This window comes from Arthrobacter sp. yr096 (assembly GCF_900108925.1).
Lineage (GTDB): Bacteria > Actinomycetota > Actinomycetes > Actinomycetales > Micrococcaceae > Arthrobacter.
On record NZ_FNYI01000013.1, the window covers coordinates 58,701 to 75,937 of the forward strand.

Annotated in this window: 15 protein-coding genes; 9 read left to right on the plus strand and 6 right to left on the minus strand. The window is 57.0% G+C overall.

From position 1 onward, the window contains the following. Positions 1 to 520: 520 nt before the first annotated feature. Entirely contained in the window at positions 521 to 1,672 is a 1,152-nt protein-coding gene (gene proB / locus BMY91_RS21790; protein ID WP_090825902.1) for a glutamate 5-kinase, read from the minus strand. An 81-nt stretch (positions 1,673 to 1,753) separates the two neighbouring features. Beyond that, a complete protein-coding gene (locus tag BMY91_RS21795; RefSeq protein ID WP_090825905.1) occupies positions 1,754 to 3,130 on the minus strand; it encodes an MmgE/PrpD family protein in 1,377 nt (458 codons plus the stop codon). A 688-nt stretch (positions 3,131 to 3,818) separates the two neighbouring features. Here BMY91_RS21795 and BMY91_RS21800 point away from each other — a divergent pair. The 7 genes from BMY91_RS21800 to BMY91_RS21830 all read left to right on the plus strand — a co-directional run bounded on the left by BMY91_RS21800 (position 3,819) and on the right by BMY91_RS21830 (position 10,667). Continuing rightward, the gene (locus BMY91_RS21800; protein ID WP_090825906.1) at positions 3,819 to 4,367 is read left to right on the plus strand and encodes a phosphonopyruvate decarboxylase; all 549 of its coding nucleotides are present in this window, start codon (positions 3,819 to 3,821) and stop codon (positions 4,365 to 4,367) included. A 27-nt stretch (positions 4,368 to 4,394) separates the two neighbouring features. Then, positions 4,395 to 4,982: a thiamine pyrophosphate-dependent enzyme gene (locus tag BMY91_RS21805; protein ID WP_090825909.1), complete on the plus strand. Its 588-nt coding sequence runs from the start codon at positions 4,395 to 4,397 to the stop codon at positions 4,980 to 4,982. 114 nt (positions 4,983 to 5,096) lie between these two features. Beyond that, positions 5,097 to 6,599, plus strand: a complete 1,503-nt coding sequence (locus BMY91_RS21810) for an aldehyde dehydrogenase (protein WP_090825912.1) — start codon at positions 5,097 to 5,099, stop codon at positions 6,597 to 6,599. 829 nt (positions 6,600 to 7,428) lie between these two features. After that, positions 7,429 to 8,157 carry an amino acid ABC transporter ATP-binding protein gene (locus BMY91_RS21815; RefSeq protein WP_090825987.1) on the plus strand — a complete coding sequence of 243 codons (729 nt, stop codon included), beginning with the start codon at positions 7,429 to 7,431 and terminating at the stop codon, positions 8,155 to 8,157. A 50-nt stretch (positions 8,158 to 8,207) separates the two neighbouring features. Continuing rightward, entirely contained in the window at positions 8,208 to 9,101 is an 894-nt protein-coding gene (locus BMY91_RS21820; RefSeq protein ID WP_090825915.1) for a glutamate ABC transporter substrate-binding protein, read from the plus strand. Between the two features lie 49 nt (positions 9,102 to 9,150). Continuing rightward, positions 9,151 to 9,798, plus strand: a complete 648-nt coding sequence (locus BMY91_RS21825; protein WP_090825918.1) for an amino acid ABC transporter permease — start codon at positions 9,151 to 9,153, stop codon at positions 9,796 to 9,798. Further along, positions 9,795 to 10,667, plus strand: a complete 873-nt coding sequence (locus tag BMY91_RS21830; RefSeq protein WP_256212866.1) for an amino acid ABC transporter permease — start codon at positions 9,795 to 9,797, stop codon at positions 10,665 to 10,667. The genes BMY91_RS21825 and BMY91_RS21830 overlap by 4 nt, the downstream gene beginning before the upstream one ends. Before the next feature lie 951 nt (positions 10,668 to 11,618). On the opposite strand, the gene BMY91_RS21835 is transcribed toward BMY91_RS21830, so the two are convergent. Genes BMY91_RS21835 through BMY91_RS21845 form a run of 3 tightly spaced genes read right to left on the minus strand, consistent with a single transcriptional unit; the run spans position 11,619 to position 14,212 of the window. After that, positions 11,619 to 12,758, minus strand: a complete 1,140-nt coding sequence (locus BMY91_RS21835) for a CaiB/BaiF CoA transferase family protein (RefSeq protein ID WP_090825923.1) — start codon at positions 12,756 to 12,758, stop codon at positions 11,619 to 11,621. Then, positions 12,759 to 13,646 (minus strand): HpcH/HpaI aldolase/citrate lyase family protein, encoded by an 888-nt coding sequence (locus BMY91_RS21840; RefSeq protein WP_256212867.1) that lies wholly within the window; start codon positions 13,644 to 13,646, stop codon positions 12,759 to 12,761. Beyond that, positions 13,643 to 14,212 (minus strand): MaoC family dehydratase, encoded by a 570-nt coding sequence (locus tag BMY91_RS21845; RefSeq protein WP_256212868.1) that lies wholly within the window; start codon positions 14,210 to 14,212, stop codon positions 13,643 to 13,645. The genes BMY91_RS21840 and BMY91_RS21845 overlap by 4 nt, the downstream gene beginning before the upstream one ends. 212 nt (positions 14,213 to 14,424) lie before the next feature. On the opposite strand from BMY91_RS21845, the gene BMY91_RS21850 reads away from it, so the two are divergent. Further along, positions 14,425 to 14,610: a hypothetical protein gene (locus BMY91_RS21850; RefSeq protein WP_090825926.1), complete on the plus strand. Its 186-nt coding sequence runs from the start codon at positions 14,425 to 14,427 to the stop codon at positions 14,608 to 14,610. Positions 14,611 to 14,928: 318 nt separating this feature from the next. Then, positions 14,929 to 16,179, plus strand: a complete 1,251-nt coding sequence (locus BMY91_RS21855; protein ID WP_090825999.1) for an Nramp family divalent metal transporter — start codon at positions 14,929 to 14,931, stop codon at positions 16,177 to 16,179. 86 nt (positions 16,180 to 16,265) lie between these two features. Here the strand turns inward: BMY91_RS21855 and BMY91_RS21860 are convergent, their stop codons facing one another. Further along, on the minus strand, positions 16,266 to 17,147 hold the full coding sequence (locus BMY91_RS21860) for a LysR family transcriptional regulator (protein ID WP_090825929.1): 882 nt from the start codon (positions 17,145 to 17,147) through the stop codon (positions 16,266 to 16,268). Positions 17,148 to 17,237 lie beyond the last annotated feature (90 nt).

Sequence of the window (17,237 nt, forward strand, 5' to 3'; positions counted from 1 at the left end):
CTTAGTGTCATAACATCCTAATCAGGACACTTGTTGACATTGACCATTCCGAGTGGGCTTCGAGTGTACCGGCCAGGGCCTGGGGCAATGCTCCATTATGAAAGCGGGGTGCGGCTGCCACGTTCGCTGACGATGCCCCCGCTCCCTAGATCGCTGCGCGTCTTCGGAGGGCGCATGCAACTAGACAGCTGTTTCTTCGACAAGATCAGACACAAGAACCTGCTCATGCGGAGTATCACCTGTGCGGCTGAAACTCCGGATCTCACTCTCGCCTCATATTCCCAAAGCTGTCGGTCCTGTCCGATGGGACGCACTCATCCAGGGAACGGTTCGCGGCGGTCCTCCAACGAAGCAGATGCCGCTATCAGCACTGCATCTCGATAGAACCGCCTGGGCCTATCACCCGTGAGATGGCAGGGAAATCAAACCGCATCCCGGAACGAAGGCCATCCGGGAGACTCTGCTCGTCCACGGGGATTTCCAATTCTCAAGACGCCTACAGCACGATCTCTCCACCCTGCTACAGCGCAACCAGGTTATCGACGTGAATGATCTCCCGGTCAAAGCCGCTGCCCAGCAACTCCCTCAGCTTTGAGGTTGAACGACCAAGCATCAGTGGTAGCTCTTTTGAAGAGAAGTTCACCGCGCCACGTGCGATCAAAGTCCCCGTAGTGGACAGCACCTCTACTGCGTCGCCTGCTTCAAAGTTTCCTTCCAGCGCCGTAACGCCTGAGGGCAGCAAAGAGGTGTGCTGATTCCGTATGGCCTGTACTGCTCCGTCATCGATCACGAGGCGCCCTTGCGGTTGCGCCAGGTGAGCAAGCCACAGTTTCTTAATTGACTTGCGTCGGCCAGTGACTGAGAACCATGTACCCACGTCCTCCCCAGCCAGAGCGTCTTTAGCGTTGGCAGCAGACGTGATAAGCGACGGTATGCCAGAGTCGGCCGCCCAGGATGCAGCGGAGATCTTCGATTGCATTCCACCGAGTCCGACTCCAGCTGCGCCCGGCCGCCCAATCACGATATTCCGTAGGTCTGACACTTCTCTCACATGTTCAATACGCTTGCCGCCCTGTGTGGGTGGTCGGTCAAACACGGCGTGAACGTCGGAAAGCAGTACCAATGCATCCGCGTGAACTAGACGGGCAACTAGAGCCGCCAGGTGATCGTTGTCGCCAAAACGAATTTCCTGCGTGGATACAACATCATTCTCATTCACCAATGGGATTACGCCGAGATGCAGGAGCCTCTCAAGAGTACTAAAGGCGTTTCGATGCTGGCTGCGGCACATTAGCTGTTCTGCAGTCAACAGGACCTGACCGACCTTAAGTCCGTGCCTTTGGAAAGCCTCAGCGTAGCTAGCCATGAGCAAACCCTGTCCCACGCTGGCCGCAGCCTGCTGCGTGGGGAAGTCTTGCGGCCGCTTGGACAAGCCCAAGGGCGCCAAGCCGGCTGCAACCGCTCCAGAAGTAACGAGGACAACCTGGAATCCGCCTTGGTATCTAGCGGCGAGAGCGTCAACAAGTGTGGCCACGGCAGCCATTGAAACACCATCACTCACACTTGCAATGGACGAAGAACCAACCTTAACCACAATGCGATGCATGCTGGGGAGACGCCCCCGCTCAACGTGATGTTGCTCGGCTCTCGGGCTAATAGCATCTTTGATCATAACGGCCGTGTCATAGTTTCTGCCCGTTCCCTTACTGCCTCACTGCTAGTCCCGGCAGTAAGAGAACGGGTGCGGACTTTATTAGGACCTGGTGGCCGGCGCAGGAATGAGAAACCTGATGTCGACGGTTTGGGAGAGTTCCTTCACGGACTTCTCAAGGGCCGAGGCGGCCTCAGCACCTATGAGCTGTTCAGCCTTTGAGAGAACGGTTGCCCAATCTGCTTGGTCGCCTGGAGAACCACGGAAAGCTTTCTCGGATCTTTCAATAACGTCGCCGTTTGACAGGCGCACGATAACCTCCGCCTGCCAGTTCGCCGGGTAGGCTGCTTCCAGCGCATCGCTCGTGTAGCAGGTGACTTTATCCATCCACTCTTGCAGGTTGGCAGCTACATTGGCTGCGTCGTCAAACTGCTCTACCGTTGCCTCTCCAGTTGCCAGTGCCACTGCGGCGCCGAATGGCATGTTGAACTGGGCATCAACAGGGGTTGCGACCCTCCTCTTTTGCTCCGGAGGCTCAGAGACGAGCGTGGCGCCAGCTTTAATGACGGCAACGTCAATAGATTTGATGTCCGCAATGCCCAGTCCAGGGTTTTCATCACGGATTTCACGTAGAAGGTCGATATTGCCATGCATATAGCGGCAGCAAGGATAAAACTTGATCGACGTCTGCAGCGCGCCCTCGCCAAACTCAAGGTGAAGGCTTCGGCCGTCCACACTGCCCTCGCCATACTGCCGCAAGAATCCGTCACGTCCCTCCAAGGAGGTTTCGGGTGCAACGAACCCGGCCGCCGCCAACCTAGCCGCGCGGAGCCCCGTGGCAGCGGCATGTCCGGCGTTAAGTCGTTTGGTCCAGGACCCATCAGAAAGGAACTCGAGGGATCCCGAAGCCATGTTTGCTGCAAGACCCAGGGCTTGTGTGGTCTCATCCTCATTTAAGCCGTGAAGCGATGCTATCGCAGCTGCTGCCCCAAGAACACCGGCTACACCCGTGGGATGGAAGCCCCGCCCGTAGCTTTCTTTAGCACCAAGCAGGACACCGACGAAACACATCACGTCGTAGCCCACGGCGGCCGCGGTCAGAGTTTGCTGAGCCGAATAGCCCCCGGCTTCTGCCGCTGCCAACACGGCCGGAAAAACCACAACCGCAGGATGCGAGGAAGACTCCTCATGCGTGTCGTCCAGCTCAAGGCCATGGGCCGTAATCCCGTTGACCAGCGCTGCTTCCTCAACGCTGGTGAAGCCCTCTACGCCTGGCAACCCAGCAGGGAACAACGTGCTCCGTGCGGGGGATGTTTGGATAATCGAGCGTGCAGAAACTGCCGAGGCCCGAGTCGTTCCGGCTGCTGTCACTGCATAGTAGTCAAACAACAACAGCCGCATCCGCTCCTCAAGCTCCGCGGACATGATGCGATTCCCTACGACGTGCGCCGCAAGGCGACGTGACAACGTTACAGACATGACGGTTCCTCTTTTCTAATTGTGCACCAAAGATCCAGTACGAGTGAATCATCCTGAAGAACACCTGATATCTGCTTGTGAATGCCCAAAAAGACTTCGTCTGCGAGGACACCCGTCTGCCATGCGATCTGCTGGGAGGCTGAAGGTGCGCGCGCGATCGACGGGACAGTCACCCGTTCTCCAGCGCGGACTCGGGAAAACCACCGCAAGGACAGCGAACGGAATGGTGCTTCTGGGCTCCCTGGCACGACCACCTATGTCATTCTACATAATATATTTAAGCCTCACAAGACCAAAGACGATCCCATCTGAAGCCTCGATGCCCACCGTGACGGTGGCATGCGTCCCAGAACCGCGCATGATTGAGGCGTCATATAGAGCGGGGAATAATCTGACCCAGACGTGAGGCTTGACACTCGCCATTCGCAAGCCGAAGATTGATGAATGTAGAATATATTGCGCCGAATGACCTAGGTGTTCATCCGATCGTCATTTGCGCAGCCCGGACATGCGTTCACTGCCGGTGGTTACGTCGAGGGACGGATTGCCTAACGGAGCAAGCGTCGGCGGATCACACCGCATCGGGCTATTCATCTACCAAAAGAAGCGGGTTGCGCCGGCGGTCCGCCGTTCAGGGGACCGCATCCACATCCAGTTTCGGCCATATCAATCAATTTTACGAGGGAAAATGAGCATTGCAGTAGAGGCAGAAAAAGAAGTGTCTACGAAGAGCTGGCCTGAAGGAATTTACGACCTCTTCAAGGCAAACGACATCACGTTGGTCGCCGTAGTGCCGGATGCAGGGCATTCGAAGCTCATCCAACTTTGTGAGGCGGACGACGAGATCACTCTGGTATCTCTGACCACGGAAGAGGAAGGAATCCCACTTCTCGCCGGGGGTTATCTCGGAGGCAAGAAGGGTGCTTTGCTGATGCAGTCGAGCGGTGCGGGCAACTGCATCAATATGCTGTCCCTTCCTTTGAACTACAGCTTCCCCTGCCTCATGCTCATTACCCTTCGCGGGGACCACGGTGAGTTCAACCCGATGCAGGTGCCGATGGGCAACAACGCCCAGAGCGTGCTGGAAGCCATGGGCGTGATCGTCCGCCGTGCCGACCGGCCGGAGGACGTAGTCGAAACAGTCAACAGCGCTCTCGGTTTCGCCTTCAATGGCTATAAGCCGACGGCAGCCTTGATCGGCCAAGCCGTAATTGGCACCAAAAACTTTCTTAAGTAATTTGCACCCCCAATGAAAGGAAAAGCAATGACTGAACTGCTTCATCGACGGGAAGTTATCCGGGAACTGCTATCTGAGCAGGATCTGCTTGTCGTGAGCAGCCTGGGGGCCCCTTCCTGGGACATCACGGACGCAGGCGATACCCCGACTTCATTCCCCCTCTGGGGAGCCATGGGTGGCGCGGCGATGTGTGCCCTTGGAATCGCACTTGCCCAGCCTGAACGGCGAGTTGTCTGCGTGGCCGGGGATGGCGAAATGCTGATGGCCATGGGCTCGTTGGCGACGGTCGCCGTGCAGAAGCCCGACAATCTCACCATCGTTGTTGTTGACAACGGTCACTATGGTGAGACTGGCATGCAGCTCACACACACGTCTCTTGGAGTGGATCTGACCGGCATCGCACACAGTGCTGGTATCGCCGATTCACGCACTGTTAGGACCTGGGACGAGGTCGCGCCGCTCAAGGATCGCATCTACAACGGCAAGGGTCCTGGTTTCGCACGGGTCGTCGTGGATCCGGAGATCATGCCCGTCATCCTGCCGCCAAAGGAAGGCTCTTACCTGAAGAACCGATTCCGTATCGCGGTTCTCGGCCAGGATGCGGTCTACGCCTGAGAAGTAAGCCAAGCCTCGTCACAACCTGAGCTCGGGCGAAGTGACATGGCTGATCCTTCCGCGCAATGACTGGGCGGGAAACTCTGTTGCGGTAACACTTAGAAAGAATTCCTTATGACTATTTCAACTCTCCATCCGGACCGAGTAGAACTTGAGCAGATCGACCTGTATATCGATGGGCAGGCTCGCCCTGCGGGCTCGGGTGCACGCTATCCATCCGACGATCCCTACACTGGTCGGCCGTGGGCGGAAGTTGCTGACGCCAATGAGGACGACGTTGACGCAGCAGTGCAATCCGCGCATCGAGCGCTAAATGGCCCCTGGGGCGATCTCACAGCCACGGCCAGGGGCAAGCTTCTCTTGCGCCTGGCCGAGCTGATCGAAGATAACGCTCAGGAATTGGCTCAACTGGAGACCCGCGACAACGGGAAACTGCTTCGCGAAATGGCCGGCCAGGCTCGCGCCCTGCCGTCATGGTTCTCCTACTATGGCGGGTTGGCTGACAAAGTCCAGGGCAGCGTGATTCCATTGGACCGCAAAGACTTCCTCGTCTACACAGAAAGCCATCCCATAGGGGTCGTTGCGGCGATCACTCCGTGGAATTCGCCACTGCTGTTGCTGACATGGAAGTTGGCGCCCGCCCTCGCTGCCGGATGCACGGTCGTCGTCAAACCCAGTGACTACACTCCTGCATCCACAGTTCGTCTGGCCGAACTGGTAACCGAGGCAGGAATCCCTGAAGGTGTCGTGAACGTCGTTACGGGTTTCGGCCCGACCGTGGGTAAGGCCTTGACCAGCCACCCACTCATCAGCAAGATCGCCTTCACCGGATCCACTGAGGTGGGTAAGGCCGTGGCACGCACTGCGGCCGAACGCGTCACTCGCACGACATTGGAACTCGGTGGCAAATCGGCCCAAATCGTATTCCCCGATGCGGACATCGAAGCTGCTGCCAACGGTGTAATCGCTGGTATCTTCTCGGCTTCGGGCCAAACCTGCATGGCTGGTTCGCGGCTGTTGGTGCATTCATCTGTTGCTGAAGAACTCGTTCAAAAAGTTGTCGAACGAGCCAAGACCGTCGTTCTCGGTGATCCTTCAACTCCCACCACCGAGATGGGCCCTCTCGCAAACGACCGCCAGTACGCCAAGGTCCTCGACCATTTCAAGTGGGCCGTGGAAGACGGAGCAACGATCGCCTGCGGCGGAAAGCCCGCGGATGGGCTAGGAGGATACTTCGTCGAACCTACAGTCCTGACCAACCTTCCCAAGGACGCCAGGGCGCTAACTCAGGAAATCTTTGGTCCAGTGCTGTCCGTGATGACTTTCGAGTCAGAGTCGGAGGCCATCGAAGTGGCTAATGGCACGGAGTTCGGGTTGGCCGGTTCGGTGTGGACGCGAGACATTGCACGGGGACACCGCGTCGCCGGTAAGCTTCGTGCGGGCTCGGTATGGGTCAACTCGTACAGAACCGTTGCACCCCAAGTTCCCTTCGGCGGTTTTGGACAGTCGGGTCTGGGGCGGGAGAGCGGAATCGAAGCAATCGGAAGTTACCAGGAGACCAAGGCCATATGGGTCGAACTGAGCGGTGAGACCAGGGACCCATTCACCATTGGGTAACATTCGGATCTGATGAACGAGTTGCTCCCATGGGAGACCTTGACGACCAATCTGACGCGGTTGCTACCAGTGAGACTGCCTAGTGGAGCTCTAGTCGGCTCAGTTCAATCGGATCCGCACTAATACGGGTGGGTGCTCGGACCAACGCCAACTAAGCGTTTGGATGAGGCCCGAGTATCCGCCCGAACCGCACTATGCGGATGCACATACCCCGTGGGCCAAGCCGGGCCACGAGCTAACGCTTTACCTTCCGGAACCGACAGCGTCGTCGCACCGGAACAACAACAGCCCTTCACCCGACCTTCATGGCATGTTTTATGCCACCAAGGCCATGCCAAAGCCAGCCTATTCATCATTAGTGACGAAGAGCTCCTTCGTTCAGGCCGGGTAAAGTAGCGCATTTCTCAGTTCGCCCAAGTCTGGTCTGCGCAGTGCCGCGCAGTTCAGGACGCGGTCGGCGACAAGTCTGCGGGGCTCTAGGGCGAGCCAACATTCCACAACCTCTAAGGAGATAAGGCGAACCGCCGCTTCTGATGTCATTGAACCCAAAACAATTCCCCCCAGGGATGTCACCTGCAGATGACTCCGCTGAGTCACAAATTTGCGATGCGAGTGTAGTAACGAGAGGCAGGCAAGGAATGCCGGACTCTGTTATTGACGCGGCACTACACCGAGAGTTTCTTGCGCGGATCCGCACGGGCAGAAATAGGGCTGGCATCTTTGGATTGCTGCCGCTGCTCAACAGGCAGGGCAGGTGCAACGCATGACCAACAACGGACTGCGGAGTCTGGTTGCAGCACGTGCTCCTGAAGACGGACCTGGCTCGACAATGATCTCGGTAAAGAACGTGGATAAGTACTACGGAAAGCTTCATGTACTTCGCGACATCAACCTTGATGTCCCTAAAGGGCAAGTAGTTGTCATTGTCGGGCCCTCCGGTTCAGGCAAGTCGACGTTATGTCGGACTATCAACCGACTCGAGACGGTCAACTCCGGATCCATTTCCATCGACGGTCGCCGACTGCCCCAGGAAGGCCGCGCCCTCGCGTCTCTGCGTTCCGATGTCGGCATGGTCTTCCAGTCCTTTAATCTGTTCGCCCACAAATCCATCCTAGACAACGTTGCCTTGGGTCCGGTGCAAGTTCGCAAAGTGAAGAAGTCCGCTGCGCAGCTTCAAGCACTGAGTTTGCTTGAGCGGGTTGGGGTGGGACATCAGGCCTCGAAGCTGCCGGCCCAACTCTCCGGCGGCCAGCAACAGCGCGTGGCCATTGCCAGAGCACTGGCAATGAATCCCAAGGTCATGTTATTTGATGAACCTACCTCGGCTTTGGATCCGGAAATGATTAACGAGGTCCTAGATGTAATGGTCGGGCTCGCCAAAGAAGGCATGACGATGCTCGTCGTAACACATGAAATGGGATTTGCGAGAAAGGCTGCCGATCGAGTCATTTTTATGGCTGATGGGGAAATCCTGGAAGATCGGACGCCGGAGGAATTCTTCAACGATCCGCAAACTGAACGTGCCAAGGACTTTCTTTCAAAACTAATCACGCACTAGCACAATCCACCAATACATCAGTCCATCCGAGCTATTTATCAGGAGACGCAATGCGCAACAACATAGTCTTGGCAGCCCTAGCAGCGACCAGCGCCGCCGTTCTGGCACTGTGCGGCTGCTCGGGATCCAACGTGGAAAACAGCTCAACGGCGAGTTCAGCTCCCGCGTATCAAGTCGCAACCGGAGTCACCCTTGATGACAGCCCAACGTTCAAGAAGGCCACCAGCCGGGGAAGCATCGTTATCGGAGTCAAAGAAGACCAGCCCGGCCTCGGTTATCTCGACGTGGTCACAGGTGAACGAACCGGTTTCGATATCGAGATCGCGCGCTGGACGGCCGCTACTTTGGGTTTCTCAGGCGACAAGATAACCTACAAGGCGATACCTTCCGTCGCCCGAGAGCAGGCGCTCAGTAACGGAGACGTAGACATTTACGTGGGCACGTACTCCATCACGGACAAACGAAAGCAGCAGGTCGACTTCGCTGGTCCGTATTTCCAGACCGGCCAGAGCCTCCTGGTAAAAGCCGACAACAACAAAATCAGCAGCAAAGAAAACCTCGTAGCTGGAGTTACCGTCTGCTCCGTGACTGGATCGACGCCAATCCAGAATATTCGAACAAACTTCCCGGCTGTTAAAACAACAGAATTTGACACCTACTCTCAGTGCGTTGAAGCGTTGAAGTCAGGGCAAGTGGATGCCGTGACATCGGACCAGGCCCTTCTGTTGGGATTTGCATCGCAGGATTCGGAAAATCTCAAGGTAGTGGGAGAACCATTCAGCAAGGAGCTCTACGGCCTTGGACTGCCCAAGGGCGATAGTGCATTGAGGGCCCGAATCAACAAAATGTTCACTGACGGTGGCGCCACTTGGAAGTCGATCTACGATTCAACCCTGGGGAAGTCCGGCACATCCGTCGAACAGCCCGCGGTCGACTCGTACTGATGTGCACCATGGACTCGCCTAGCGCCATCGCACAGGAGACCAGAACCAAATGAACATCATCTTTGATCACTGGGATTTGTGGATCGAGGCTCTCCGCAATACCCTCCTGCTTTTCCTTGCAGGTTCGGCCATCGCGCTGGTGTTGGGAACAATTTTGGGAGCAATGCGTGTGTCGCCTGTTCCCATCGCCCGCGCTGTGGGAACGCTCACAGTCAATACAGTCCGCAATACCCCGCTGACGCTGATTTTCTTCTTCTTCGTTTTCGGATATCCCTCGCTTGGATTGCCAAAAATTGACTACACCACGCTCGCAATCATCGCCATTGGGCTGTACGCGGCCACCTACGTATGTGAGGTGCTGCGATCAGGTTTCAACACCGTCCCCGTCGGCCAGGCCGAAGCAGCCAGAGCTCTTGGGATGACCTATAACCAAGTGATGGGACAAGTGGTCATCCCTCAGGCCTTTCGTTCTGTGCTGCCGCCGATGATGAGCGTCTTTATTGCGGTGGTAAAAATGACCACCATTGCGGCCGGATTCTCTGTGCTTGAGCTTGGCGCTGTTCGGGCATTTCTCAGTGAGCGCGGCGAAAATGCTTTGGCCGTCCTGCTTTGGGTTGCTGCGATCTTCATCCTGCTTATTGGTCTGCTTTCGTGGTTGCAACGGGTCCTTGAGGACCGATGGAGGATTGTCCGTTGAGTACCACCGTTCTGCATGACGTCCCTGGCCCTCGCGCGGTTTTGCGGAACCGCCTGCTCGCAGTGATCACCATATTGGTGGTCGGTGCAGCTTTGGCCTTCGTCATCTACCGTTTCGCAGTCACAGGTCAGCTCTCATCCGAAAAGTGGCGTGTTTTCACCTTCCCGCAAGTTTGGCAGCAAGTCGGACAGGCAACTCTTCGGACCCTGGCAGCTTTCGGCGCCGGAGGCGTGCTAAGCCTAGTGTTTGGTGTCCTTCTGGCTATCGGACGAATGTCTGACAGGGCTTGGATAAGGATCCCGTTCACGCTGGTAGTCGAGCTGTTCCGCGCCATCCCCGTATTGATCCTGATGATGATCATGTATTACGGGCTCCCAACAATCGGGATGACTTGGGTTACGCCGTACATTGCCGTCGTGGCATCAGTAGCCGTTTTTAGTGGAGCTGTAATCGCAGAAATCATCCGAACGGGCGTTGAGTCACTACCCAAAGGACAGGCAGAGGCCGGATATGCAATCGGTCTCCGGAAGTCCGGAGTGATGCGCCTGATCCTGCTGCCGCAAGCTGCGCGTGTCATGCTGCCTGTAATCATCGCGCAACTGGTTGTAGTGCTCAAGGACACGGCATTGGGCTTTGTCATCACCTACCAGGAGCTCCTTTACCTGGGAAAGCTACTGGGTAGCTCCGCAAGTTACGGCTCCCCGATCATCCCGGCCGCCATGGTGGCAGGGGCTGTCTATATTGGGCTGTGCCTTGTCCTCGCCGGCATCGCCAAATGGGTTGAAGTCAAGCTCAGCAAGTCGCCGCGGGTGAGCGTCGAAAAAGATAAGGATCCCGCACTAGAGCTAACTCTGGCAGCTCCACGATGATGCAGGATTGGCACCTGAGAATAAGCCGAGCGGTGTTCTTCGGAGGCTCGTAACTTCGAAGAACAGGCATGGATAGTCCGTATCATGCCTAGGCTGGGAAACCCGACGGGAATAGGGTTTCCCAGCCTCGTTCTTTAACCTCATTCAGCTGCGCCTCCAGGGATCGATGCGTATATCTGGGCGCGGCCCCGCGACCTTGAACGCCCGGGTGGAAGCTGGGCAAGGGAGGGTGGAAAGTTGCGACCAGCACCCCCAGTAAGCCTTCAATGTAGGATCAGCCGACCTGGCGGGGACCGGGAAGGCTGCCGATTTGGAAGGGCGGGCCAACTCGAAACGAACCCATTTTGTGGTGAGGATCGAGGACGCTGAGGGAATTCCTAGAAGTTCTTCAATGGGCATGAAGTCCTCGTGCACCCGGTGGATGGAAAGACTCCATCTCGCCGCGTGCAACAGATTCGAGCGATGCGGCTGAGTGAGTTTGTCTTGTTCGAAGCTGCACGCCCGGGTCTGTTGCTGGCCGTTCTGTTGGTATGTCATTCGATTTCTGGCCGACAGCTTGTGGGGTCCCTGACCAAGTTCCGTACCGGCTCCGTATAAGGGAGGGACTTGGGATCCTGATGGATCCTGGATCAGAGTGACTGCAAAGTGCTCCACTTTCTGCCGGATCCGCCCTGATGCGTCATGAGATCGCCAGCGGACTCTTACCGGAACGCAACGCTGACCTTCAATTGGCAGCTGGTTGCTTAGTCGTAGCCCCGACATCAGTGCGCGGTGGGGGAGCCGGGATGGAACCTCCTGTTGGGCTTTAACGAACTGTGCGGCCGTAGACTGTGCGATGACAGTTTACGACCGCGGAGTCCGTGGGGCCCTGGCCGCTGCCAGCCCTAAAAATGACAAACCTGGCAACGAAGTCACGGGCCGCCCGCAAATACGTTTCTGGCTCTACTCTGATCAGTTGATTCCCAGTTCAGCGAGAATTCTCTCGGTGTGTTCTCCAATTTCTGGTACGGGGCCCATTTTTGCCTCGACTTCCCGGGAAGTTACGGGGGGGAGAAGACTTCGCAGCTCGCCCACGGGGGAACTCACATTGCGCCAGCGATTGCGGGCAGCCAATTGCGGGTGATCCGAGAACTCGTGCATGTTCCGAAGCTGTGCGTTTGCGATCCCGGCTGCATCGAGTCTGCCAAGTACCTGAGAGGCCGGCAAGCCACCAAGAACAGCATTGATTGCCGAGTGCAGTTCGGTGCGGTTCTGAACTCGGATCGCGTTGCCTGCAAAACGTGGGTCCTGAGAGAGGTCTGGCCGATCAAGAACAACGGTGCAGAATTTCGCCCATTCCCGCTCGTTCTGGATACCGAAGAAGACCGTGCCGTCTGCGGCGTCGAAGGGCCCGTAGGGGGCGATGCTTGCGTGCTGCGCGCCGCTCCGTTCAGGCGGGGCGCCTCCGTACTCGGCATAGAAGTAGGGCTGCGCCATCCATTCACCCAAGGCCTCAAGCATTGAGATTTCAACGACGTCTCCGCGACCACTTATGCCGCGCTGCAGCAGGGAGGTCAAGATACCCGTAAAGGCGTACATGCCGGCAGCGACGTCGGCGATTGAAACTCCGACCTTGGCTGGGGCTTCCGGCGTTCCTGTGACACTGAGCAACCCGGCTTCGCACTGGACCAACAGATCGTAAGCTTTCTTACGTTCATATTCGCCTCCTCGGCCGTATCCGGAGATCGACGTGTGGATCAGTCGTGGATTCAGGGCCAACGCATCATCAGGACCAAAGCCAAGACGCTCGATTGCCCCGGGCGCTAGATTTTGAACAAGGACGTCAGCGCCGGCGATCAACTTTGTCAATGCGTCAACACCCTTGGCTGACTTAAGGTCCAGGACGATGCTTTCCTTGGAGCGGTTCAGCCAAACGAAGTAGCTGGCCATGCCCCGGACTTTGGTGTCGTAGCCTCTTGCGAAATCTCCGGTGTCTCGTTCGACCTTGATTACTCTGGCGCCCAAGTCGGCGAGCTGTCGCGTGGCGAATGGAGCAGCAACAGCCTGTTCGAGCGAGACGACAGTGATACCAGCTAATGGTAGATTTCCCATTTAGTCCTCCTTACTTACGCGTTGCAGAATGCGCTTGGCACGCTCAACGACCGGGCGGTCGATCATCTGACCCGACACCTGGGTAGCATCACCATCAGCCTCGATGACCTGCAGCGCCCACTTCACATCTGAATCTGTGGGCACGAAAGCTTCGCGCACGAACTGCAGTTGCGTCGGATGGATGCATAGCTTCCCTCCGAAGCCAAAGTTCCGAGCCAACCGGGCAGAATTGGTCACTTCAGCCGTGTCTTTGATCGCAGTAGAAGGGGAGTCCAGCGGAGCTGCAATCCCCGCTGCCCGAGAGGCCACAACCAGCTGTGACCGAGCATAGTCCAGGAAGCGATCGCCGCCATCAGCGTCAATATCCAACGCGAAGTCGATGGCACCGAAGGCCAGCCTTGTAACACCAGGCACCGCGGCTATTTCCAGTGCATTCACTACCCCGACAGCCGATTCGATGAGGGGAATCAAGGCCAAATTCTTCGGAATATCTTTCCGCAGACGCTGGATCGACCGGATGTCCTCGGCCTTGGGGACCATGATGCCCAACAGACCCGAACCTATCGCAGTACCAGCGGATAACAAGGCAGTGATATCGGCGTCGTACTGATCTGATCCGATGGGGTTAACCCGGACCAAGGCTGCAATGACGTCACCCTGGTCGTTCGATCCAGAAACCGCTCTCGCCGCAGCTGCTAGCGCTTCAACCTTCAATTCTGGCGCAACAGCATCCTCAAGGTCGATGATCACCACATCAGCCCCGGCGCCGGCTGCTTTGGCAAACCGCTCGGGCCGGTTCCCTGGAACGAAGAGCGCCGTTATTGCAGAACCGACGGATTCCTTCGCCCCGACACCGGGGACGATGGGGCTTACATCTCGAATAGTCACTGGAAATCCTCGACTAACGGCAAAGATGCTTCATCGGGACGTGTTGAATCAACCGAGGGCAGGTGGCCTTGGCGGTAGACCATGAAAGTGCGCCGATAGGTCAGGACGATTTTGCCGTCTTGGTTGAAGCCTTCTGTTGCGACGGTGACGAGACCAAGGTTCGAGCGTGATTTTGACTCGCGAAGAGCCAGCACCTTGGACCGGGAGTAAATGGTGTCTCCCTCGAAAACCGGGTTGGGCATCCGGACTTCATCCCAGCCCATGTTCGCAAATACATTCATCGACAGATCGATCGTTGACTGTCCGGTAACCAACGCCAAGGTGAGGGTCGAGTTCACCAGCGGAAGGCCAAACTCCGTGGCATTGGCAAAGTTTCGGTCCACATGTGTTTTGGCAACGTTCTGTGTCATCAAAGTGAAAGAGTGGTTGTCAGCCTCTGTCACCGTCTTACCGAAGGGGTGGTAGTAGATGTCTCCGACCGAGAAATCCTCGTAAAGCCGCCCTGCCCAACCCGCAACCACACGACTGTCTCCGGGTGCTTCCAACTGGTTTGCTTCTTTGGTCACCGATGTCTCCCTGACTCCGCTGCGCCGCGTCACCGTCACCCGTGACGAGAACAGAATATATTATTCATTCATGTAATCCTGATCCCAAAAACCTTTGAAAGTCAACGATTTTGGATCAACACTAGACGGGGTAGGCGTCCTATGTAAGAATCAAATATATTCTGTATTGCCCATGGATGCAATCGTGAGAGCACCGACACAAAGGAGTCTCGATGCCTGACTTCAACCGCCAATGCGGGGAACGGCTCATCCGAGCGTGGCCTGATACCTACCGCGTGCTGCACACAGGCGCAGAGGAAGACGGCACCGAAGAACTTGGCGGCTCCGGTGCAGGGTCAGGCCATTGGGTCGTTGGGCCGGCTCGAAGCATCGCCAGTCACCTACGGACGCAGGTGTGAACCACTGGAATCCGGCCCCTGCTCTGCCAACGCGTTGGATGTGGAACGCTTCGGCTTCAGCGCCGGACATACGAACCTTCCTGGCCCCACATTCTGAACCTCGGTCCAAATTGCATGTTGGTGACAGCAATAGCCCACCGGCCCCTGCAGAAGCAGGGGGTGACGAACGTCTTGTGAATGTCATCCGAGCGAAGAGGCCTCGATGGCGTTCCGCTTGCAACTAAGCCTGTGCCCATTCAATGCCTACGACGAAGAGGAACCTCCATGTCAGCTGAAAAAGAACCGATAACCGCGGTCAACGAACGACATCGAGGTGAGATGGCCGACGAAACCCCGAGATGGAAAATCGTAGGTCCCGGACTCGTGGTGGCAGCGACGGGCGTGGGCGCAGCCGATATGGTTGCCACGCTCGTGGCCGGTTCGCAGTTCGGATACCAGCTTCTGTGGGCCGTCGTTGTCGGTGTCATCTTGAAGATTGTCCTGGTCGAAGGCGCAGGCCGATACACATTGGCCACGGGCAAAACCATCTTCGAAGGCTGGCGCTCCCTGGGCCGTTGGACCACGTGGTATTTCGGACCTTACATTCTTATCTGGGGCTTCGTCTACGGCGCAACGGCCATGTCTTCAGCCGCGCTGCCTCTGGCAGCACTGTTCCCTGTTCTTCCACTCTGGGGGTGGGCGATTCTCATGGGACTGGCGGGTTTCGCGATGGTCTGGTTTGGCAAATACGCCACTTTCGAGAAAATCAGTGCCGCCCTTGTCGGAATTATGTTTGTCACGGTAATAGGCCTCGCTGCCATCGCAGTTCCGAACATTCCCGAGATGCTCACCGGCTTGATGCCATCCATCCCCGGGCAAAGTGGAATTTTTTCGACCCTGGCTCTGGCCGGTGGCGTAGGAGGAACAATCACCCTCGCCGCATACGGATATTGGCTTCGGGAAAAAGGCTGGTACACGCCGAAGTGGATGCGCGTCATGCGAATCGACAACTCGGTTGCTTACATCATGACCGGCATCTTCGTTATAGCAATGCTCATCGTCGGAGCGGAGGTTCTTCGCTCGGCCGGTGTCACCGTCAGTGCCGGGGACGAAGGGCTGCTGGACTTAGCCGACGTCCTGCGCGCACGCTACGGCGACTTCGTGGGCACCGCGTTCCTAGTCGGCTTTTGGGCCGCATCATTTTCGTCCATAATCGGCGCCTGGAACGGTGTGTCGCTGATGTTCGCTGACTTTTGGGGCAATGTACGCAAGAAAGAATCCGGTCACAGCGACACTCGTGTTGGGGGCAAGTACTTCAAGTTCTACCTTCTCTGGCTGACTTTCCCGCCAATGTTGCTCTTCATCCTGGGTAAGCCGATCGGACTAATCTTGGTCTACGGTGTACTCGGGTCACTTTTCATGCCATTTCTTGCCCTCACCCTGCTGGGCCTGCTCAACGGCCGTCGGGTACCGAAGCAGTGGGCCAACAGGACGCACACCAATGTGGCGTTGGGTATCTGCGCCCTACTCTTCGGCGTACTTGGTGTCCAGCAGCTCCTTCAAGCAGTGCTGCCGATTCTCGGCGGATAAGATCGAGCAATTCTATATCCAGGACCTGGTTCTGCTGCCGGGGTAGCCGGGCTCGGGGCTGCACGGAGAGCAGAGTTAGCCGCGAGCTAAATCTGCTCTCCATGCAGGGTCACCCCGCGTATGAACGCCTCGACAGCAGGGACGTGCAGGCTTTGTACCGACCAGGCCAGCCCCAACTTCCGTCGTTGTTCAGGCACCAGCGGACGGTAGGTGAGATGTTCGTTCGTCCCTTCTTCGGGCAAGGGCATTATCCCCACACCGAGGCCGGCCGCGATCAGGCCTCGCAGAGTCTCAATTTCCGAGGTTTCAAAGGCTATGTGGGGGGCTATTCCTGAGGCGCTCAACATCGCGTCTACAACCGGTCGAAGATCCGTTCCAGATGCGAATGCGATGAAGGGTTCATCAGCGAGATCACTGAGTTCGGGCGTAGCTGCGGTCGCCAAGCGGTGACCGAGTGGGAAGACGAGGCAAAGTTGTTGGGAACGTAGTTGGAGCCACTCGCTCTGGCGCGCCGCTGGAGGCGGAGTCACTACGGCGCAATCGATGATGTCGTCTTCCAACCACGCGTAAAGATCACGTGCTGCCTCCGCCTGGATCAGTTCGAACCGGGCGTCCGGGGATATCCCATGGTGAAGTCGGATGACTGCCGGGAGGAGAGAGAGCCCGACTGATTGGAGGAACCCCAGTCGAATGAGCCCGCTGTCAGGGTCCGACAGAACTTTGAGTCTGTGCTGGCCGGCTTCCAACTCGCGGATTGCACGGATGGCGTGGCGTTGAAAAAGAACGCCAAAGCGGTTGACCTTCAGACGACGCCCTTGTCGATGAAAAAGAGCGACCCCCAACTCCTCTTCCAACCGGCCCAGTGACCGGGAAATGGTTGACTGGTCCGCGCCCATTTCAACCGCGGTGTCACGAGTGCTTTCAGTTTCAAAAAGTGAAACAAATTGCCGCAAGTCTCGAAGATCCACATTTAATGATGCACTGAGTGCATCGTGAGCCGCAAGTTCTCATCTTGGCTGCATCAGGCGACGCACAGGCTATGCACTGGTCCGTTCTTC